A 19043-nucleotide genomic window follows, 5' to 3' on the forward strand; every position below is an offset into this window, starting at 1 on the left:
CATGCTCAAGAAAGCACTCGCACAAAACGGTTTGATCGCAATCCTGCGCGGTGTGCGCCCGGACGAAGCCCAAGCCGTCGGCCAGGTACTGTACCAAGCCGGTTTTCGCGTGATCGAGGTGCCGCTGAACTCGCCGGACCCCTACACCAGCATCCGCACCCTGCGCGACAGCCTGCCCGCCGATTGCCTGATCGGTGCCGGTACGGTGTTGACGCCCGAGCAGGTCGAGCAGGTCAAAGCCGCCGGCGGCCAAGTGATCGTCATGCCGCACAGCGATGCCAAGGTATTGCGTGCGGCGAAAGCGGCGGGCCTGTACCTGTCACCGGGCGTGGCCACGCCGACCGAGGCCTTTGCCGCACTGGCCGAAGGCGCCGACGTGCTGAAGCTGTTTCCGGCCGAGCAAATGGGCCCGGCGGTGATCAAGGCGTGGCTCGCGGTATTGCCGGCGGGCACGTTGCTGCTGCCGGTAGGCGGTATCACCCCGGACAACATGCAGGTGTTCACCGACGCCGGTGCCAAAGGCTTCGGGCTGGGCTCGGGCTTGTTCAAGCCGGGCATGTCCGTGGAGCAGGTCGCGAGCCGCGCCCAGGCGTACGTCGCGGCCTGGAAAGCCCTGGGCTGATTTCAAGTTCCGCGCCTGCTGGCGCCGCATCTACAAGAGAGATAACAGATGAAAATCACCAAACTGACGACCTTCATCGTCCCGCCGCGCTGGTGCTTCCTCAAGGTCGAAACCGACCAGGGTGTCACCGGCTGGGGTGAGCCTGTGGTTGAAGGTCGCGCCCACACCGTGGCCGCTGCCGTCGAAGAATTGTCCGACTACCTGATCGGTAAAGACCCACGCAATATCGAAGACATCTGGACCGTGCTCTACCGCGGCGGTTTCTACCGCGGTGGCGCGGTGCACATGAGCGCCCTCGCCGGTATCGACCAGGCGTTGTGGGACATCAAGGGCAAGGCCCTGGGCGTTTCGGTCAGCGACCTGCTGGGTGGCCAGGTGCGTGACAAGATCCGCGTGTATTCGTGGATCGGTGGCGACCGCCCGGCGGACACTGCCCGCGCCGCCAAAGAGGCCGTGGCCCGTGGTTTCACAGCGGTGAAAATGAACGGCACCGAAGAGCTGCAGTTCGTCGACAGCTTTGAAAAAGTCGACCTGGCCCTGGCCAACGTCGCCGCCGTGCGCGATGCGGTCGGCCCCAACGTGGGCATCGGCGTCGACTTCCATGGCCGTGTGCACAAGCCGATGGCCAAGGTGCTGATGAAGGAGCTGGACCCGTACAAGCTGATGTTCATCGAAGAGCCGGTGCTCAGCGAAAACTACGAAGCCCTCAAGGAACTCGCACCGCTGACCAGCACCCCGATTGCCCTGGGCGAGCGCCTGTTCTCGCGCTGGGACTTCAAGCGTGTGCTCAGCGAAGGCTACGTCGACATCATTCAGCCGGATGCGTCCCACGCCGGCGGCATCACCGAAACTCGCAAGATCGCCAACATGGCCGAAGCCTACGACGTGGCCCTGGCCCTGCACTGCCCGCTGGGCCCGATTGCCCTGGCGGCCTGCCTGCAACTGGATGCGGTTTGCTACAACGCCTTTATCCAGGAACAAAGCCTGGGCATTCACTACAACGAGAGCAACGACCTGCTCGACTATGTGCGCGACCCCGGTGTGTTCGATTATGACCAGGGCTTCGTGAAGATCCCCAACGGCCCGGGCCTGGGCATTGAGATCAACGAGGAATATGTGATCGAGCGGGCGGCCATTGGTCATCGCTGGCGCAACCCGATCTGGCGCCATGCTGACGGCAGTTTTGCCGAGTGGTGATTTCCAACTGATCGAACACGGTTAGAAATGTGGGAGGGGGCTTGCTCCCGATAGCGGAGTGTCAGACGACACTTTGGCGGCAGGTTCACCGCTATCGGGAGCAAGCCCCCTCCCACATTTGATTCGGTTTCTTCAGTCAGTCCTATCCAGACCTCAATAAACATAAGAAGAGGCACCCCATGCATCCTGAACCCTCGAGCGGACAGGCTTCCTTAGTCACGCCTAGCCGAAAGCGCTTTTTCATCATGCTGCTGCTGTTCATCACCGTGGTGATCAACTACCTCGACCGCAGCAACCTGTCGATTGCCGCCCCTGCGCTGACCAGCGAGCTGGGCATCGACCCGGTCCATGTCGGGCTGATTTTCTCGGCGTTCGGCTGGACCTACGCGGCCATGCAGATTCCTGGCGGCTGGCTGGTAGACCGTGTGCCCCCGCGCATTCTCTACACTGCGGCCCTGCTGCTGTGGTCGATCGCCACCGTCATGCTCGGCTTTGCCGCCAGCTTCATCGCCTTGTTCGTGTTGCGCATGGCCGTCGGCGCCCTGGAAGCCCCGGCCTACCCGATCAACAGCCGGGTCGTGACCACCTGGTTTCCCGAGCGCGAGCGCGCCACGGCGATTGGCGTCTACACCTCCGGGCAGTTCGTCGGGCTGGCGTTTCTCACCCCCGTGCTGGCCTGGCTGCAGCATGCGTTCGGCTGGCACATGGTGTTCGTCGCCACCGGTGGTGTCGGCATCCTATGGGCGGTGATCTGGTATGCGGTGTATCGCGAGCCCAAGGATTTCAAAGGCGCCAACGCGGCGGAAATCCAGTTGATCCGCGACGGCGGCGGCCTGGTGGATATGCAGGCGCAAGCGACCAAGGCACCGTTCAGTTGGGTCGACCTCGGCATTGTGCTGAGTAAGCGCAAGTTGTGGGGCATCTACCTGGGGCAGTTTTGCCTGAACTCGACCCTGTGGTTTTTCCTGACCTGGTTCCCGACCTACCTGGTGAAGTATCGCGGGATGGACTTCATCAAGTCCGGCCTGCTGGCCTCGCTGCCGTTTCTGGCGGCATTCGTCGGTGTGCTGTGCTCGGGGATTTTTTCCGATTGGCTGATTCGCCGGGGCGCCTCGGTGGGCTTTGCGCGCAAGTTGCCGATCATTGGCGGGCTGCTGATTTCCACCGCGATCATCGGTGCCAACTACGTGGACTCCACAGCCTGGGTGATTGCCTTCCTGGCGCTGGCGTTTTTCGGCAATGGCCTGGCGTCGATTACCTGGTCGCTGGTGTCCACGCTTGCCCCCGCACGTCTGTTGGGCCTGACCGGTGGCGTGTTCAACTTCATCGGCAACCTGTCGGCTATTGCCACGCCGATCGTGATTGGTTTTCTCGCCAGCGGTGACTCGTTTGCGCCAGCGATTACCTACATTGCGGTGCTGGCGTTGCTTGGGGCGCTGTCCTACGTGTTGCTGGTGGGCAAGGTCGAGCGGATAGAGCTGAACGAATAACCTGTGGCGAGGGAGCTCCGCCTCACAGCGAGCTCCCTGATGACTGCTTACGAGGCGCTTACTTACGGGCGTTACGCACGCCTTGCGACAGCGCCGCGCAATGGCTCAATACGCCATCGATCGCTTGCTGGTCGCTGCTGGCGTTGGCGATGTGATCGATCAGCGCAGAACCCACCACCACACCGTCCGCCAGGCGCGCGATGGCCGCCGCTTGCTCCGGTGTACGGATACCGAAGCCGATGCTGATCGGCAGGTCAGTGTGGCGACGCAGGCGGGCCACGGCCTCCTCGACGTGTTCCAGGGTCGCGGCGCCGGCACCGGTCACGCCGGCGACCGACACGTAGTACACAAAGCCGGAGCTGCCATTGAGTACGGTCGGAAGGCGCACATCGTCAGTGGTCGGGGTGGTCAGGCGGATAAAATCGATGCCAGCGGCCTGGGCCGGGTCGCAGAGCTCGCCGTTATGCTCGGGCGGCATGTCGACCACGATCAGGCCATCGACCCCGGCCTCCTTGGCGTCGGCAATGAACTGCGGCACGCCGTATTTGTGGATCGGGTTGAAGTAACCCATCAGCACCAGCGGCGTGTCGTTGTTGTCCTTGCGGAACTCGCGGACCATCTGCAGGGTTTTCGCCAGGTTCTGCCTGGCTTCCAGCGCACGGATATTGGCCAACTGGATCGCCGGGCCATCAGCCATCGGGTCGGTGAAGGGCATGCCCAGCTCGATCACGTCAGCGCCTGCGGCGGGCAAGCCCTTAAGGATGGCCAGCGAGGTGTCATAACCCGGGTCGCCGGCGGTGACGAAGGTCACCAGGGCGGCGCGGTTTTGTTCTTTCAGCTGTGCAAAGCGGGTTTGCAGGCGGCTCATCAGTGTTTCTCCTGCTGGGAGGTTTGCATATGGTGCATCACCGTCTGCATGTCTTTGTCGCCACGCCCGGACAGGTTGACCACCATCAGGTGATCGGCAGGCAAGGTCGGTGCGCGCTTGAACACTTCAGCCAGGGCGTGTGCGCTTTCCAGCGCGGGGATGATCCCTTCCAGGCGGCAGCATTTGTGGAAGGCGTCGAGGGCTTCATCGTCAGTCACCGAGGTGTACTGGACGCGGCCGATGTCGTGCAACCAGGCGTGTTCAGGGCCGATGCCGGGGTAGTCCAGGCCTGCGGAAATCGAGTGGGCGTCGATGATCTGGCCGTCGTCGTCCTGCAGCAGGAAGGTGCGGTTGCCGTGCAGTACACCGGGTACTCCGCCGTTGAGGCTGGCGGCGTGCTTGCCGGTTTCGATGCCGTGGCCGGCCGCTTCAACGCCGATGATTTCGACGCTGGTGTCATCCAGGAACGGGTGGAACAGGCCCATGGCGTTGGAGCCGCCACCGATGCACGCTACCAGGCTGTCCGGCAGGCGGCCTTCCTGGGCTTGCAGCTGGTCGCGGGTTTCCTTGCCGATGACGGCCTGGAAATCACGCACCATGGCCGGGTACGGGTGCGGGCCGGCCACGGTACCGATCAGGTAGAAGGTGCTGTCGACGTTGGTTACCCAGTCGCGCAGGGCTTCGTTCATGGCGTCTTTCAGGGTGCCGGTGCCGGCGACCACCGGGATCACCTCCGCGCCCAGCAGTTTCATGCGGAACACGTTGGCCTGTTGGCGCTCGATGTCGGTGGTGCCCATGTAGATCACGCATTGCAGGCCAAAGCGCGCGGCGACGGTGGCGGTGGCCACGCCGTGCATGCCGGCGCCGGTCTCGGCGATGATGCGTTTCTTGCCCATGCGCCGTGCCAGCAGGATCTGGCCGATGCAGTTGTTGATCTTGTGCGCGCCGGTATGGTTCAGCTCTTCGCGCTTGAGGTAGATCTTGGCGCCGCCGCAGAACTCCGTCAGGCGTTCAGCGAAGTACAGCGGGCTTGGGCGCCCAACGTAGTCGCGCTGAAAGTAGGCCAATTCTTCGTTGAACGCCGGATCGATCTTGGCCGCTTCGTATTCACGGGCCAGTTCAAGGATCAACGGCATCAGGGTTTCAGCGACGTAGCGGCCGCCAAACGCGCCAAACAGGCCGTTGGCGTCAGGGCCGTTGCGCAGATCGGTCTGGGACTGGGTCATGGGGCGCTCCAGGAAAGAATGGGGTGTAGAGAACAATGACGGCCACTCTACCCCTGCCGCTCCCGGCTGAAAACCGATAAGATCGCCGCAACCTGTCAGGAAAACTCACAGATGAGCCGAGACCTTCCGCCGCTCAACGCGTTGCGCGCGTTTGAAGCCACCGCCCGCCTCAGCAGCGTCAGCCAGGCGGCCGAGCAGTTGCACGTCACCCACGGCGCAGTCAGTCGCCAGTTGAAAGTGCTGGAAGAACACTTGGGCGTCAGCCTGTTCGTCAAGGATGGGCGCGGCCTTAAACTCACAGATGCCGGGGCCAGGCTGCGCGATGTCAGTGCCGAGGCATTTGAACGTCTGCGGGATGTTTGCGCCGAACTCAGCCAAAACAGCGCCGATGCACCGTTTGTGCTCGGTTGTTCAGGCAGTTTGCTGGCGCGTTGGTTTATTCCACGCTTGGGACGCTTGAATGCGGACCTGCCGGACTTGCGTTTGCACCTGTCTGCGGGCGAAGGCGATCTGGACCCGCGACGCCCAGGATTGGACGCCCTGCTGGTATTTGCCGAGCCACCGTGGCCGGCGGATATGCAGGTGTATGAGTTGGCAAGCGAGCGTATTGGGCCGGTGATGAGCCCACGATTTGCAGGCTACGCAAACCTGCTTCACGCGCCCGCTCCAGCCTTGTGTGACGAAGCGCTGCTGCACACCACGTCACGTCCGCAGGCCTGGCCCAGTTGGGCGCAGCAACACGCAATCGATCCCGGCGCGCTGAAGCTCGGCCAGGGTTTTGAGCATTTGTATTATTTGCTGGAAGCGGCGGTTGCAGGGCTGGGTGTGGCAATCGCGCCGGAGCCGCTGGTGGCAGAGGACCTGCGAGCGGGTCGCCTGGTGGCGCCGTGGGGCTTCAGTGAAACCCCGGCGCACCTGGCGTTGTGGCTACCCAAGCGCGCCGCGGACGGGCGCGCCGGGCAACTGGCGCAGTGGCTCAAGGCTGAGCTGGTGCGCCAACCGGTTCAGTCGCCGCGTTTGCACAGCAGGTAAGCGGCCAGCAGGCCCAGGGCACCTACAGTGACGCCGGCTGTGGTCCACGGGTGCTCTTGGGCGTAGTCCCGAGTAGCAACACCGGTTTCGCGAATTTTGACTTTGCTTTCTTCATAGGCATCGCTGATCAGGTGGCGAGAGTGCTTGAGGGCATTCTCGGCATTGCTTTTCAGGGCCTTCAGCGTTTTGCGCGACTCATCGGATGCGTCATCCTTGAGGCTCTCAAGGGATTTGAGCAGGCTCGAAATCTCGGCTTCCATGCTTTCCAGCGACGCTTTGCGTAAAGAAGTGTTGGCCATGTGGACATCTCCTGAAGTGATTGAGTGGCATGTGTAGATACCGACTGCAGCGGTTTCGGAAAGTGCATTAAATCTGAACTTTCGTAGCCGAGCGGTCGCCTCAAGCAGGACGAATATTCACTGCTAGTCTTGATTGATGACCTACAGGAGAAACACCATGAGCGAACATCACACCTACAAGAAAGTCGAATTGGTGGGCTCATCCACCACCACCATCGAAGATGCGATCCAGAATGCCCTGGCCGAAGCCAGCAAAAGCCTCAAGCACCTGGAGTGGTTTGAAGTGACTGAAACCCGTGGGCATATCGAGAATGGCAAGGTTGCGCACTATCAGGTCACCCTGAAGGTAGGATTCCGAATTGCCAGTAGCTGATCGGGCGCGTGGAACTTTGATCGCTGGCCGATTGCCATAACCTGCGCTACACACAATGCATGCCGACGCTGTTAGCGTCGGCATGCTCTTTTCGACCAGCGCAAGGAAAGTATCGGATGAAGAAGTTTCTGTTAGCGGTAGGTTTGTTGAGCATCGCCGGCACGGCCCTGGCGGCGGGCAAGCCTTGTGAAGAGCTGAAAAGCGAATTGGCTGCGAAGCTCGATGCTAAAGGCGTTCAGCACTATTCGCTGGATGTTGTCGACAAAGGTGCAGCAGCCGATGCCAAGGTGATTGGCAGCTGTGATGGCGGCACCAAGGAAATCGTCTACAAGCGCGGATAATCCCGTGTTGCAGACCTAAAACCGACGCACTTGTGGCGAGGGAGCTTGCTCCCGCTGGAGTGCGTAGCGCTCCCTTTTTTTGGGGCCGCTTCGCAGCCCAGCGGGAGCAAGCTCCCTCGCCACAGGCGCGTCGGTTTTTTTGCCCGGAGTTCAGCCCTTCATCAACTGCGCCAGCAGTTCGTAGGAATGAATCCGGTCGGCATGCTCGTACAGGTCGCAGGTAAAGATCAGTTCATCAGCGCCGGTCTGCTCGATCAACACCTCCAGTTTGGCGCGGATCTTCGCCGGGCTGCCCACCATCGCCAAGCCGAGGAAACTGCCGACCGCGTCTTTTTCGTGGGGCAGCCACAGGCCGTCCATGGTTTTCACCGGTGGGCGCTGCACCAGGCTTTGCCCGCGCATCAGCGCGAGAATGCGCTGGTACACCGAGGTGGCCAGGTAGTCAGCCTGTTCATCGGTGTCAGCGGCCACCAGCGGAATGCCGAGCATGACGTAGGGCTTTTCCAGCACGGCCGAAGGCTTGAAGTGATTGCGGTACACGCGAATCGCTTCATGCATCAGGCGCGGTGCGAAATGTGAGGCGAAGGCGTAAGGCAAGCCACGTTCACCGGCCAATTGCGCGCTGAACAGGCTTGACCCCAACAGCCATACCGGCACGTTGGTGCCGGTGCCCGGTACCGCGATCACCCGTTGCTCGGGCGTGCGTGGGCCGAGGTAGGCCATCAGTTCGGCCACGTCATCAGGGAAGTCGTCGGCACTGCCGGAGCGTTCACGGCGCAGGGCGCGGGCGGTCATCTGGTCGGAACCGGGCGCACGGCCCAGGCCCAGGTCGATACGGCCGGGGTACAGGCTTTCCAGGGTGCCGAACTGCTCGGCAATCACCAGCGGCGCATGGTTGGGCAGCATCACCCCACCGGAGCCGACACGGATGGTCGAAGTGCCCCCTGCCAGGTAGCCAAGCAATACTGAAGTGGCCGAGCTGGCGATACCGTCCATATTGTGGTGTTCAGCCACCCAGAAACGGTTGTAGCCGAGTTTTTCCACGTGCTGGGCAAGGTCCAGGGAATTGCGCAGCGATTGCGCCGCACTGCCGTTGGCGCGAACGGGCACCAGGTCGAGGGTCGAATACTTCACGTCGGACAGCGTTTTCATAGCCTGCTTCTCCAATGGGGGCGCAGGCTTCTTAGACGAACCAAAACCTGCCGCTTCATGTGCATGTTCTATGCAATGAGGGCATATACCCGAGATTCAATAGCTCTTATGAAATTTCCTACTTGAATGGTAGGTTTTTCCGACAGGGTGAACTTTGCCATGGCGTCTATCCTCAGAACCTTACTAACGCAAAACTACTGTTCGAGGAGAAAGCTATGAGTGTCGTTAAAAAGGCATCCGCGCATTGGGAAGGCGATCTGAAGACTGGCCTGGGTTCCATTTCCACGGAAACCGGCGTGCTGCGCGAGGCGCCCTACGGCTTCAAGGCGCGTTTCGAAGGCGGCAAGGGCACCAACCCTGAAGAGCTGATCGGCGCGGCCCACGCTGGCTGTTTCTCCATGGCCTTTTCCATGATTCTCGGCGACGCAGGCCTGAAGGCTGACAGCATCGACACCCAGGCCGAAGTTAGCCTCGACCAGGTCGAGGGTGGTTTTGCGATTACCGCCGTGCACCTGGTTCTTAAAGCCAAGATCCCAGGCGCCAGCCAGGCGCAGTTCGACGAACTGAGCAAAAAGGCCAAGGAAGGGTGCCCGGTGTCCAAAGTGCTGAACGCAACCATCACCCTGGATGCCACACTGGTTAACTGACACACCTTCCATGTGGGAGGGGGCTTGCCCTAATACCAGTCAGTTAAGGCTTTTTGTAGGAGCGAGCTTGCTCGCGAAGAACTCACAGGCACCGCGTTTATTCAGGAAGCACGCGTTATCGTTGACGTTTTTCGCGAGCAAGCTCGCTCCTACAGACGGTGGTGTACGCTTAACTGGCTGGCATCAGAGCTTGCCCCTCCCACATTTAGTTTTGCGTTAAATCAGAACTCGTATTTCATAGATGTGGTCCTATAGCCTATGCAGCCTAGGCGCACACTCGTGCGCATGCATTCAGGGAGCTTCACACATGAAACGTTTTGCCTTGGCAATCATCTGCGGTGTATTGGCCACTTCGGCCGTGGCCGCGCCAAAAGATTGTGAAGAGCTCAGGAAGGAAATCGAAGTGAATATCCAGGCTAAGGCGATTCCGTCCTACACCCTGGAAATCATCACTGCCGAAGAAGCCAAGAACCACGACAGCGCCATGATTGTCGGTACGTGCGAAAACGGCACCAAGCGCATCCTCTACCAGAAAAACAACGACTGATCAGATGCAGTTCACGCTGCGCTCTTCGGCCAGCAACTGACGCGTCGAGTCATACAGGCGGATGTTGGGGGTGAAGGCCAGTGAGCGCCCTTCCAGTACGTAGCGTTGGCCAGCCTGGAAATGGTCGTACTGCAAGGTCATGAAGCAGGTTCGATACATCATCTGGCTGAGCCCTCCCAAACCACCGCCGGCGGGCACTTCGAAATCGAAGCGCACCATCAGTTCGTGGGGGCCGGGCGGCATTTGGAAAAAGCGCCCGTCGTCGAGGTTTTTCCCGTCCAGCCGCTGGGCCATGACCATTTTGGAGCCTGGCGTCGGCGTAGTGAAGTCTACCCAGGCCTGCTGCGGGTCGACTGGCGGGATGGGCGTCGATGCGCAAGCGCTGAGGAACAGGGCGGCGAGGGGATACAGAAGCTGGCGCATGGCAGGTACTCAACGCGAGAAGATATTTTGAGTATAAACACGCCATCGTGTGGAACATTCAAATTCACTTCAAACGTATCAGTCTGGCGCACACATCACCCAGGAGCAGTCGCGGCATGATCAGGCGTTTTCTTGCGGGGTTGATCGCGGTGCTGCTCAGCGGCTGCTCCAGCGTCAGTTACTACAGCCAGTTGGCAAGTGGCCAGTGGCAACTGCTGCGGGCGCGGGAACCGGTGGCCGAGGTCGTCGCCGATCCAGCCCGTCCTCAAGGGTTGCGCGAGCATCTGGTTCAATCCCAGAAAGCCCGCACTTTCGCCAGCGAACACCTGCACTTGCCCGACAATCAAAGTTACCGGCTCTACGCCGATATTGGCCGACCCTATGTGGTCTGGAATGTCTTCGCCACGCAGGAATTTTCTCTATCGCCTGAAAACCACTGTTTCCCCATTGCCGGTTGTGTCGCCTACCGCGGCTATTACAGCCAGGGCGCGGCACGCGGCGAAGCGGCATTGCTGCGCCAACAAGGTATGGACGTGTCGATTGGCGGCGTCGAGGCGTATTCCACCTTGGGTTGGTTCAACGACCCGATCATCAGTTCGATGCTGCACTGGGGCGATGAGCGCCTGGCCACGTTGATCTTCCATGAGCTGGCGCATCAGCGCTTCTATGTGAAGGACGACACCGAGTTCAATGAGTCATTCGCCAGCTTCGTCGAGCAGGAAGGTACCCGCCAGTGGCGAGCCGCCCGTGGCCTGGCGCCGCTGAGCGATGGGACGCTGCAGCAGCGTGACCAGTTCATTCGCCTGATCCTCGATACCCGCAAACGCTTGGAAACCCTCTACGCGCAGCCCTTGGCGCGCGAAGCCATGCGCCAGGCCAAGGCGGCGGAGTTCGAACGCCTGCGCGTTGAGTACCGACAGATGCGCGACAGCCAGTGGGGCGGTGACAAGCGCTATGACGCGTGGATCAACCAGCCGATGAACAACGCACGGCTGTTGCCTTTCGGGCTGTATGACCAATGGGTGCCGGCGTTTGCAGCATTGTTTCGGCAGGAAGGCGGGGACTGGGTCAGGTTTTATCAGGCGGTGCGCACATTGGGCGGTTTGGCTTCGCAAGAGCGCAAGATTCGTTTGAGGCAATTGATGAACGAATACCAGGCGATGGATGCGCAGAGCACGTTTGACGCGACCAGATACAAGTAATATCTACATATCCCACCGCTCTGAGACGCGCTCATTAGAGTTTCCTGACCTTTACAGTGTCAGGTTTTCCTCATGTCTCTACCCTTGCATCAAAACACACCGACTTTAACGGCGATCGATCCACGCAGGTTGGCTGTGCGCACGGTCGCTTATTACCGGCCGACCGCCCAAGTCGAGCTTGAGGCGCGTATTACCCGTCAAGCGTTCAATGCCTCGGGTTTCGTCGTGCAGCAGTACGGGTCACGTCAGTGGATGGCAAGTGACGCCAAAGGGGTGAAAAAAGCCAGTCACGTGACGGTCTACAGCCTTGGCGGTCAGCCGATCTACAGCGCTAGCACGGATGCAGGCTGGCGCTTGACGTTACTGGGGGGCGCGGGTCAATGGGTGCACAGGTGGGACGGTCGCGGCGCTCACCGTAAGTGCAACTATGACGCTTCGCTGCGGCCCGTGGCGGTGTTTGAACAAGCGGCCCATGATTCATCTGAGCGATGTGTAGAAAGGTTGGAATATGCAGGTAATTCAACGGCTGAGGCTGTGAATAATCGCTGCGGCCGGTTGGTGTTGCATGACGGCGAATGCGTCAGAACACGCTTTGAGGAGTATGGCCTGCAGGGGCATGTATCAAGGCAGGCGCAGCGTTTTCTTCGAGAGATTGCGACGGTCAACTGGCCCTCACAACCCACACAGCGAGAAGCTTTATTGCAGGATGAAGACTTCGTGACGTCATGGCGCTTCAGTGCATTGGGGGAAGCGCTTGAGCAGGTAGATGCAAAAAACAATGTAAAAGACAGTCGTTATGGACGCACCGGTGAGCTACTGGAAGTTGGCATCACCCTGGCGGGCGGTACTCGTCAGGTCATCGCGGATGGGGCCGACTACAACGCCCATGGTCAGATGCTAACGCAACGTGCTGGGAACGGCGTAGTGAGCGAGTGGACCTACGACCCGCGCAGCCAGCGTGTGGAGCGATTATTGACCTATCGCAGCAGGGCAAAGAAAGAGCGGTTGCAGGATTTGGCATACACCTATGACCACGTCGGCAATGTGATCAAAATCGTCGACGCAGCCCAACCCATCCAATGGTCAAGCAACGCCCAGGTCATGGCTGTCAGCCATTATCAATATGACACTTTGTATCAGCTGGTCCGGGCCAGTGGTCGAGAGAATGCGCACAATAGCGCTGGATCGGGGCTGCCAAGGCGGGCGACTTTCGGCGCCGCAGATGATAGCCAATGGCGCAACTACACCCGAACCTATACCTATGACGCCGATGGCAATCTGCAAAAGCTGCAGCATGTGCCTAGCAACGGCAGCGGCTATACGCGAACAATGAAGATAGCGACGCTCGGAAACCAAAGTCTGCCGACTACAGGCCCATTGATCGAGTCGCCCGCATTGGGCAAGGGCTTCGACCTCAATGGCAACCAGCAGCAACTCGAGCGTGGGCAAACCATGAGCTGGGATGTGTCCAACCGACTGATCAGTGTCGCCTTGGTGGCCCGTGAGGACGCGGCCAACGATGAAGAGCTGTACGGCTATGATGCGTTCGGCCAGCGCGTGATAAAAAATAGTCTGGTCCGGGCGGGCGCACTCACTCATCGTGCGCAGGTGTGCTATCTGCCGGGGCTGGAAGTACGGCGCGACAGTGCCAGCGGCGAATGGCTGAATGTCTTGAATATTGAAGTCGGTCACTACAGCGTGCGGATACTTCAATGGGAAAAAGGTCGCCCTTCCGAGCTTGCGAACAATTCCATTCGTTGCAACTTGGCGGATCATTTGGGCAGCAGCACCCTGGAGTTGGATGAAAAGGCCCTGCTCATCAGTCAGGAAAGTTATTACCCATTTGGCAGCACTGCGTGGTGGGCGGCGAAAGGCGCCATCGAGGCACGCTATAAAACTTGCCGCTACAGTGGCAAGGAGCGCGATACTACTGGGCTGTATTACTACGGGATGCGTTACTACGCACCCTGGTTGCAGCGTTGGATCAGCCCGGACCCGGCAGGGGTACTTGACGGACTGAATCGATACAGGATGGTGCGTAACAACCCGATGAACAGGGTTGATCGTCAAGGGATGATTACATCCTTGCCCACCGACTGGAGTTCGGCAGGTCAAGGCAGGCTGCCAAGCTTTGGGCATCACGTGTCCCTGGGCGCTGCACAGGGCGTGGTACTCGGCGGGGTTGCTGCGCTAGGGGCCAAGCTGACGGGCATTGTGGGGCCCTCAGTGGCGTTCGGCGCGTTTGTTGCGGGAGGCGTAGGTTTTGCCGCAGTACGCAACGTTTCGGATGAAATCCGGCATTCATTGTGGGTAGGGTCACCCAGTTATAAAAAGCTCGTGGCGGGTGCGCAGGCAGCTTCTGTCCTGTTGAATGCAGCGTATGCGGCGATCAATGATCCTGCTAACGCAACTGAATTGAATCAGCTGGATGCATTGTTCTTCGGGGCGGCGCAGGGCTCGAGCAATCTGCAGGAAACGATGTCTGCGGTGAGTTATTACCATGACAACTTACACAGAATAAGCGTTATGGAGCACCATGAAGGCAGGACGACGGTAGAGGCTATTTCAGCCAGAGGCACATTGGCGTCCGGCAGGCTGACGATGCCAGGCGTAAAACGACTGATGTATTTTCAGCGGGACTTTCTAGAACGGTCTTCTGCAGAGGAAATTGCTCACACCTTCATTCATGAAGTCACTCACAGCGCACTCGCGACCCACGATGAAGGCGGCAGTTCGGCCACCGAGGACACGTTGTCGTCCTATTTGAATCGACTGCGCAGTCAGAGGATTTCACTTGCCAGCAGTGCAGAGGCCAACGCTCATTATTTTTCTTTACTGGCCGCCTTGCACCTCAATAAAGCCGACTATCTGCGCAGAAAAAACCTGTTAACCAGTGGAATATCCGCTCACCCTGCAAGCTCACCGGCCGCACATGCTCAAGTACGCAGACGGAGGCCTTGAAAACCCGCGTGGCGTGTTAGCGGTGGCCCATAAACGCCTGGTGCAACTCGGCCAATGTTTCAAAATGCCAGGTCGGCGCTTCGGCATTCAGCTCTGCAAAGCTGCCAAACCCATACCCCACCGCCGCCGAGTCCAGCCCATTGCTGCGCGCGCCGATCAGGTCATGCTTGCGGTCACCGATCATCAAGGTGGTGGTCGGGTCCAGCCCTTCTTCACGCACCAAGTGGGCGATCAGCTCGACTTTGTTGGTGCGCGTGCCATCCAGTTCGCTGCCGTAAATCACCTTGAAGTGCTTGGCAAAGTCGAAATGCCGCGCGATCTCACGGGCAAATTCCCACGGTTTGGAGGTGGCCACATACAGCTGGCGGCCTTGGCTGTTGAGTTCTTCGAGCAAGGGCATCACGCCATCGAACACATGGTTTTCATAGAGCCCTGTGACCTTGAAACGCTCTCGATAAAAATTCACCGCTTGCCACGCCTTGGCCTCGTCGAAGCCGTAGAACTGCATGAACGCTTGCAGCAACGGCGGGCCGATGAAGTGTTCGAGGCGGGACAGGTCCGGCTCGTCGATGCCCAGCTTGCCCAGGGCGTACTGGATCGAGCGGGTGATGCCCTCGCGTGGGTCGGTAAGGGTGCCATCGAGGTCGAACAGCACGGTTGGGTGGTGCAGGGTCATCGGTCGAATCCTTCAGCCAGGTGCAGGTCTTTGAGTTTCACGTAGTTCGCTGCGCTGTAGGTGAAAAAGGCACGCTCCTTGTCAGTCAAAGGGCGCACCTGTTTAACCGGGCTGCCGACGTACAAAAAGCCACTGTCGAGTTTCTTGCCCGGCGGCACCAGGCTGCCGGCCCCGATGATCACGTCATCCTCCACCACAGCGCCGTCCATCACGATGCTGCCCATGCCGATCAGGATGCGGCTGCCCACGGTACAGCCATGCAGCATGACTTTGTGGGCGATGGTCACGTCGTCACCGATCAACAGTGGGAAACCGTCCGGGTTGAACGGGCCGGCGTGGGTGATGTGCAGCACGCAGCCATCCTGCACGCTGGTGCGCGCGCCGATACGGATGCGGTGCATGTCGCCGCGAATCACCGTCAAGGGCCAGACTGAGCTGTCGGCGCCGATTTCGACATCGCCGATCACCACCGCCGAAACATCGACAAAAGCCCCGGTGCCCAGGGTTGGCGTGTGGTTCTGATAGGTGCGAAGGGTCACGATAGCCTCTCTCTGTTGTACTGATAGCTGCGGTGGGTGTTGATTGTAATTAAGATGCCCCCATCTTTGTCTTATCTGTTTTTTCAGCCAAGGTGCCAACCGTGAGCGCGAACAACCCCCTTCTGCAGCCCTACGACCTGCCGCCGTTCTCGGCGATCCGTGCCGAGCATGTCCAGCCGGCCATCGAACAGATCCTTGCCGATAACCGGGCAGCTATCGCAGAAATCCTGCAAAGCCAGGGAAAAAATCCGACATGGGCGGGCCTGGTCCTGGCCATGGACGAGCTTAACGATCGCCTGGGCGCGGCGTGGAGCCCTGTCAGCCACCTCAACGCCGTGTGTAACAGCGCCGAACTGCGCGAAGCCTATGAGGCCTGCCTGCCGGCATTGAGCGCCTACTCCACCGAGATGGGGCAGAATCGTGAACTGTTCCAGGCCTTCGAAACCTTGGCCAGCAGCCCCGAGGCCGCCGGTTTCGATGTGGCGCAAAAAACCGTGCTGGAACACGCCCTGCGCGACTTCCGCCTGTCGGGTATCGATTTGCCGCCGGAGCAGCAAAAGCGTTACGCCGAAGTGCAAAGCAAGCTGTCGGAGCTGGGCAGCAAATTCTCCAACCAGTTGCTGGATGCCACCCAGGCCTGGACCAAGCACGTCACCGACGAAGCCACCCTCGCCGGCCTGACCGATTCGGCCAAGGCGCAAATGGCCGCCGCCGCCCAGGCCAAAGGTCTCGATGGCTGGCTGATCACCCTGGAATTTCCGAGCTATTACGCGGTAATGACCTACGCCCAGGACCGCGCCCTGCGTGAAGAAGTCTACGCGGCCTACCGCACCCGCGCGTCGGACCAAGGCCCGAATGCCGGTCAGAACGATAACGGCCCGGTGATGGAACAGATCCTCGACCTGCGCCAGGAACTGGCCCAACTGCTGGGCTATGCGTCGTTCGCGGAACTGAGCCTTGCCACCAAAATGGCCGAGTCCAGCGACCAGGTGCTGAGCTTCCTGCGCGACCTGGCCCGGCGCAGCAAACCGTTCGCGACCCAGGACCTGCAGCAGCTCAAGGCTTACGCCGCCGAACAAGGCTGCGCCGACCTGCAAAGCTGGGACAGCGGCTTCTACGGCGAAAAATTGCGCGAGCAGCGCTACAGCGTGTCCCAGGAAGCCCTGCGCGCTTACTTCCCGATCGACAAAGTGCTGAGCGGCCTGTTTGCCATTGTGCAGCGCCTGTACGGCATCGAGATCGCCGAACAGAAAGGTTTCGACGCCTGGCATCCGGACGTGCGCCTGTTCGAGATCAAGGAGAACGGTCAGCATGTCGGCCGCTTCTTCTTCGACCTGTATGCCCGCGCCAACAAGCGTGGCGGTGCCTGGATGGACGGTGCCCGCGACCGCCGCCGCACCCTGGAGGGTGTGCTGCAAAGCCCGGTGGCCAACCTGGTGTGCAACTTCACCCCGGCCGACAGCGGCAAGCCTGCCTTGCTGACCCACGATGAAGTGACCACCCTGTTCCACGAGTTCGGCCATGGCCTGCACCACCTGCTGACCCGCGTTGAACATGCCGGCGTATCCGGTATCAACGGCGTGGCCTGGGATGCGGTGGAGTTGCCGAGCCAGTTCATGGAGAACTGGTGCTGGGAGCCTGAAGGCCTGGCGCTGATTTCGGGCCACTACGAAACCGGTGAGCCGTTGCCTCAGGACCTGCTGGAAAAAATGCTCGCGGCGAAAAATTTCCAGTCCGGCCTGATGATGGTGCGCCAGCTGGAATTCTCGCTGTTCGACTTCGAATTGCACGCCACCCACGGCGATGGTCGCAGTGTGGCGCAGGTGCTCGAAGGCGTGCGCGATGAGGTCTCGGTAATGCGCCCACCGGCCTACAACCGCTTCCCCAACAGCTTCGCGCACATTTTCGCCGGCGGTTATGCCGCAGGTTATTACAGCTACAAGTGGGCCGAAGTGCTGTCGGCGGACGCCTTCTCCAAGTTCGAAGAAGACGGTGTGCTCAATGCCCAGACCGGTCGCGCCTTCCGTGAAGCGATCCTTGCACGGGGCGGTTCGCAGGAGCCGATGGTGTTATTCGTCGACTTCCGCGGACGTGCGCCGTCGATTGACGCACTCTTGCGCCACAGCGGCCTGAGTGAGGACGCGGCAGCATGAGTGAAGGGCCTGTGATCACCAAAAAGCAATTTATCGCCGGGGCGGTCTGCCCGGCGTGCAGCGAGCCGGACAAGCTCAAGATGTGGACCGAAGACAGCGTGCCACACCGCGAGTGTGTGGCCTGTGGGTATACCGATACGCTGAATGACCAGGGGCTGTCAGTGCCCAAGGAATTGGGTACGCGGGTCAACACGTCGGCATTGAAAGCGCCGGCGGACCCGAAGGTGCAGGCGGTGCAGTTCTTCCCCAACCCGAAGCTGAAAAAAGACTAGCAGTCCGTACGCGGACCAAAATGTGGGAGGGGGCTTGCTCCCGATAGCGGCTTGTCAGTCAACCTACACATGACTGACTCACCGCCATCGGAAGCAAGCCCCCTCCCATTTTTTTGCCCGCCTGTATGCGACTTAGGTCGCTGAATTCTTTCTATACATGCTTAGCCTGCTATCATTTGTAACCATTGATTGCCGCACGCAGCAAAAAAAGACAAGCCACTCTCCAGAAGCGGCTGCCAAACCCGTGACCACATGATGAGGTGCACCCATGTCTGATCAAGATCAAGACAACCCCCGGCGTGAGTTTTTGCGCAAATCCTTGACCTTGATCCCGGTGGTCACGGTTGCCAGCACTGGCCTTGGCGGTTCGATGCTGATGGCCACACCGGCACCTGCCGAGGCAGCGCCAGCCAAGCCTGCGGCCACTGACAAGGCGTATGAACCGACCTACTTTACCGCCGAAGAATGGGCGTTCATCAACGCCGCCGTCGAGCGCTTGATCCCTGCCGATGCCCAAGGCCCGGGTGCCCTGGAAGCCGGCGCTGCGGAATATATCGACCGTCAAATGAATACGCCGTACGCCAGTGGCGCGCTGTGGTTCATGCAAGGTCCCTTCAACGCCGATGCCGCGCCGGAAATGGGTTGGCAAAGCAAGCTGGTGCCCAAGGAAATCTATCGCCTGGGTATCGCGGCAACGGATGCCTGGTCGAAGGCGTTCAACGGTAAGGTTTTTGCTGCGCAAGACAGCGCTACCCGAGACGACATGCTGCACCGCCTGGAGGCGGGTGCCACCGAGCTGAGCGCTCATTTCGAGGCGGTGCCGCCAAAGATGTTCTTCAACCTGCTGCTGCAGAACACCAAAGAAGGCTTCTTCTGCGACCCCATCCACGGTGGCAATAAAGGCATGGTCGGCTGGACCATGATCGGTTTCCCCGGCGCCCGCGCCGATTTCATGGACTGGGTCGAGCGCAACGAGCAGTACCCCTTCCCGGCTGTTTCCATTCGCGGCGAGAGGGCTTAACC

The 19043-nt window shown here is 60.1% G+C and carries 20 protein-coding genes; 13 read left to right on the forward strand and 7 right to left on the reverse strand.

Annotated elements, in window-relative coordinates; all coding sequences use genetic code 11:
* Position 1 precedes the first annotated feature (1 nt).
* The 3 genes from C4J92_RS00155 to C4J92_RS00165 all read left to right on the forward strand — a co-directional run bounded on the left by C4J92_RS00155 (position 2) and on the right by C4J92_RS00165 (position 3309).
* Complete coding sequence (locus C4J92_RS00155) at positions 2-622, forward strand: 2-dehydro-3-deoxy-6-phosphogalactonate aldolase (RefSeq protein WP_124369058.1); 621 nt, start codon at positions 2-4, stop codon at positions 620-622.
* 48 nt (positions 623-670) lie between these two features.
* Entirely contained in the window at positions 671-1819 is a 1149-nt protein-coding gene (gene dgoD / locus C4J92_RS00160; protein WP_003170741.1) for a galactonate dehydratase, read from the forward strand.
* Between the two features lie 179 nt (positions 1820-1998).
* The gene (locus C4J92_RS00165) at positions 1999-3309 is read left to right on the forward strand and encodes an MFS transporter (protein ID WP_124402573.1); all 1311 of its coding nucleotides are present in this window, start codon (positions 1999-2001) and stop codon (positions 3307-3309) included.
* 58 nt (positions 3310-3367) lie between these two features.
* On the opposite strand, the gene trpA is transcribed toward C4J92_RS00165, so the two are convergent.
* Positions 3368-4177, reverse strand: a complete 810-nt coding sequence (gene trpA, locus C4J92_RS00170) for a tryptophan synthase subunit alpha (protein WP_124402574.1) — start codon at positions 4175-4177, stop codon at positions 3368-3370.
* Positions 4177-5403: a tryptophan synthase subunit beta gene (trpB, locus tag C4J92_RS00175; protein ID WP_124369062.1), complete on the reverse strand. Its 1227-nt coding sequence runs from the start codon at positions 5401-5403 to the stop codon at positions 4177-4179. Before trpB ends, trpA begins: the two co-directional genes overlap by 1 nt.
* Before the next feature lie 111 nt (positions 5404-5514).
* Between trpB and C4J92_RS00180 the strand changes: the two genes are divergently transcribed.
* Positions 5515-6435 carry a LysR family transcriptional regulator gene (locus C4J92_RS00180; RefSeq protein WP_124402575.1) on the forward strand — a complete coding sequence of 307 codons (921 nt, stop codon included), beginning with the start codon at positions 5515-5517 and terminating at the stop codon, positions 6433-6435.
* Here the strand turns inward: C4J92_RS00180 and C4J92_RS00185 are convergent.
* Entirely contained in the window at positions 6408-6734 is a 327-nt protein-coding gene (locus C4J92_RS00185; protein ID WP_124402576.1) for a YqjD family protein, read from the reverse strand. The genes C4J92_RS00180 and C4J92_RS00185 overlap by 28 nt on opposite strands.
* Before the next feature lie 157 nt (positions 6735-6891).
* Here C4J92_RS00185 and C4J92_RS00190 point away from each other — a divergent pair, with 157 nt between their 5' ends.
* Positions 6892-7107 (forward strand): dodecin, encoded by a 216-nt coding sequence (locus C4J92_RS00190; protein ID WP_057725727.1) that lies wholly within the window; start codon positions 6892-6894, stop codon positions 7105-7107.
* Between the two features lie 116 nt (positions 7108-7223).
* On the forward strand, positions 7224-7448 hold the full coding sequence (locus C4J92_RS00195) for a DUF1161 domain-containing protein (RefSeq protein ID WP_124402577.1): 225 nt from the start codon (positions 7224-7226) through the stop codon (positions 7446-7448).
* 150 nt (positions 7449-7598) lie between these two features.
* On the opposite strand, the gene C4J92_RS00200 is transcribed toward C4J92_RS00195, so the two are convergent.
* Complete coding sequence (locus C4J92_RS00200; protein WP_124402578.1) at positions 7599-8600, reverse strand: LLM class flavin-dependent oxidoreductase; 1002 nt, start codon at positions 8598-8600, stop codon at positions 7599-7601.
* 215 nt (positions 8601-8815) lie between these two features.
* Here C4J92_RS00200 and C4J92_RS00205 point away from each other — a divergent pair, with 215 nt between their 5' ends.
* Positions 8816-9247: an OsmC family protein gene (locus C4J92_RS00205; protein ID WP_124402579.1), complete on the forward strand. Its 432-nt coding sequence runs from the start codon at positions 8816-8818 to the stop codon at positions 9245-9247.
* 307 nt (positions 9248-9554) lie between these two features.
* On the forward strand, positions 9555-9794 hold the full coding sequence (locus C4J92_RS00210; protein ID WP_124402580.1) for a DUF1161 domain-containing protein: 240 nt from the start codon (positions 9555-9557) through the stop codon (positions 9792-9794).
* Here C4J92_RS00210 and C4J92_RS00215 read toward each other — a convergent pair whose 3' ends face one another.
* Positions 9795-10217: a hypothetical protein gene (locus C4J92_RS00215; protein ID WP_124402581.1), complete on the reverse strand. Its 423-nt coding sequence runs from the start codon at positions 10215-10217 to the stop codon at positions 9795-9797.
* Positions 10218-10333: 116 nt separating this feature from the next.
* Between C4J92_RS00215 and C4J92_RS00220 the strand changes: the two genes are divergently transcribed.
* A complete protein-coding gene (locus tag C4J92_RS00220; protein ID WP_124402582.1) occupies positions 10334-11419 on the forward strand; it encodes an aminopeptidase in 1086 nt (361 codons plus the stop codon).
* 72 nt (positions 11420-11491) lie between these two features.
* Positions 11492-14380, forward strand: coding sequence for an RHS repeat domain-containing protein (locus C4J92_RS00225; RefSeq protein WP_124402583.1), 2889 nt, complete (start codon positions 11492-11494; stop codon positions 14378-14380).
* Between the two features lie 16 nt (positions 14381-14396).
* Here the strand turns inward: C4J92_RS00225 and C4J92_RS00230 are convergent, their stop codons facing one another.
* Both C4J92_RS00230 and C4J92_RS00235 read right to left on the reverse strand, forming a co-directional pair.
* Positions 14397-15056: an HAD family hydrolase gene (locus C4J92_RS00230; RefSeq protein WP_124369068.1), complete on the reverse strand. Its 660-nt coding sequence runs from the start codon at positions 15054-15056 to the stop codon at positions 14397-14399.
* Complete coding sequence (locus C4J92_RS00235; protein ID WP_124360614.1) at positions 15053-15595, reverse strand: gamma carbonic anhydrase family protein; 543 nt, start codon at positions 15593-15595, stop codon at positions 15053-15055. The genes C4J92_RS00230 and C4J92_RS00235 overlap by 4 nt, the downstream gene beginning before the upstream one ends.
* A gap of 101 nt (positions 15596-15696) precedes the next feature.
* Between C4J92_RS00235 and prlC the strand changes: the two genes are divergently transcribed.
* The 3 genes from prlC (at position 15697) to C4J92_RS00250 (ending at position 19041) form a co-directional block, all read left to right on the forward strand.
* Positions 15697-17748, forward strand: coding sequence for an oligopeptidase A (gene prlC / locus C4J92_RS00240; RefSeq protein ID WP_124402584.1), 2052 nt, complete (start codon positions 15697-15699; stop codon positions 17746-17748).
* Positions 17745-18020: a YheV family putative zinc ribbon protein gene (locus C4J92_RS00245; protein ID WP_017528719.1), complete on the forward strand. Its 276-nt coding sequence runs from the start codon at positions 17745-17747 to the stop codon at positions 18018-18020. Before prlC ends, C4J92_RS00245 begins: the two co-directional genes overlap by 4 nt.
* Positions 18021-18288: 268 nt before the next feature.
* Entirely contained in the window at positions 18289-19041 is a 753-nt protein-coding gene (locus tag C4J92_RS00250; protein ID WP_124402585.1) for a gluconate 2-dehydrogenase subunit 3 family protein, read from the forward strand.
* Positions 19042-19043: the final 2 nt, after the last annotated feature.

It is taken from the genome of Pseudomonas sp. R3-18-08, from assembly GCF_003852065.1.
Taxonomy (GTDB): Bacteria; Pseudomonadota; Gammaproteobacteria; order Pseudomonadales; family Pseudomonadaceae; genus Aquipseudomonas.

Excerpts from the sequence above, each read along its gene's own strand:
- C4J92_RS00205 (WP_124402579.1), top strand. The coding sequence starts at position 8,816 with ATGAGTGTCGTTAAAAAGGCATCCGCGCATTGGGAAGGCGATCTGAAG.
- C4J92_RS00165 (WP_124402573.1), top strand. The coding sequence starts at position 1,999 with ATGCATCCTGAACCCTCGAGCGGACAGGCTTCCTTAGTCACGCCTAGC.
- C4J92_RS00230 (WP_124369068.1), bottom strand. The coding sequence starts at position 15,056 with ATGACCCTGCACCACCCAACCGTGCTGTTCGACCTCGATGGCACCCTT.
- C4J92_RS00185 (WP_124402576.1), bottom strand. The coding sequence starts at position 6,734 with ATGGCCAACACTTCTTTACGCAAAGCGTCGCTGGAAAGCATGGAAGCC.
- C4J92_RS00215 (WP_124402581.1), bottom strand. The coding sequence starts at position 10,217 with ATGCGCCAGCTTCTGTATCCCCTCGCCGCCCTGTTCCTCAGCGCTTGC.
- C4J92_RS00210 (WP_124402580.1), top strand. The coding sequence starts at position 9,555 with ATGAAACGTTTTGCCTTGGCAATCATCTGCGGTGTATTGGCCACTTCG.
- trpB (WP_124369062.1), bottom strand. The coding sequence starts at position 5,403 with ATGACCCAGTCCCAGACCGATCTGCGCAACGGCCCTGACGCCAACGGC.
- C4J92_RS00225 (WP_124402583.1), top strand. The coding sequence starts at position 11,492 with ATGTCTCTACCCTTGCATCAAAACACACCGACTTTAACGGCGATCGAT.
- C4J92_RS00200 (WP_124402578.1), bottom strand. The coding sequence starts at position 8,600 with ATGAAAACGCTGTCCGACGTGAAGTATTCGACCCTCGACCTGGTGCCC.
- C4J92_RS00190 (WP_057725727.1), top strand. The coding sequence starts at position 6,892 with ATGAGCGAACATCACACCTACAAGAAAGTCGAATTGGTGGGCTCATCC.
- C4J92_RS00245 (WP_017528719.1), top strand. The coding sequence starts at position 17,745 with ATGAGTGAAGGGCCTGTGATCACCAAAAAGCAATTTATCGCCGGGGCG.
- trpA (WP_124402574.1), bottom strand. The coding sequence starts at position 4,177 with ATGAGCCGCCTGCAAACCCGCTTTGCACAGCTGAAAGAACAAAACCGC.
- C4J92_RS00195 (WP_124402577.1), top strand. The coding sequence starts at position 7,224 with ATGAAGAAGTTTCTGTTAGCGGTAGGTTTGTTGAGCATCGCCGGCACG.
- dgoD (WP_003170741.1), top strand. The coding sequence starts at position 671 with ATGAAAATCACCAAACTGACGACCTTCATCGTCCCGCCGCGCTGGTGC.
- C4J92_RS00155 (WP_124369058.1), top strand. The coding sequence starts at position 2 with ATGCTCAAGAAAGCACTCGCACAAAACGGTTTGATCGCAATCCTGCGC.
- C4J92_RS00220 (WP_124402582.1), top strand. The coding sequence starts at position 10,334 with ATGATCAGGCGTTTTCTTGCGGGGTTGATCGCGGTGCTGCTCAGCGGC.
- C4J92_RS00250 (WP_124402585.1), top strand. The coding sequence starts at position 18,289 with ATGTCTGATCAAGATCAAGACAACCCCCGGCGTGAGTTTTTGCGCAAA.
- C4J92_RS00180 (WP_124402575.1), top strand. The coding sequence starts at position 5,515 with ATGAGCCGAGACCTTCCGCCGCTCAACGCGTTGCGCGCGTTTGAAGCC.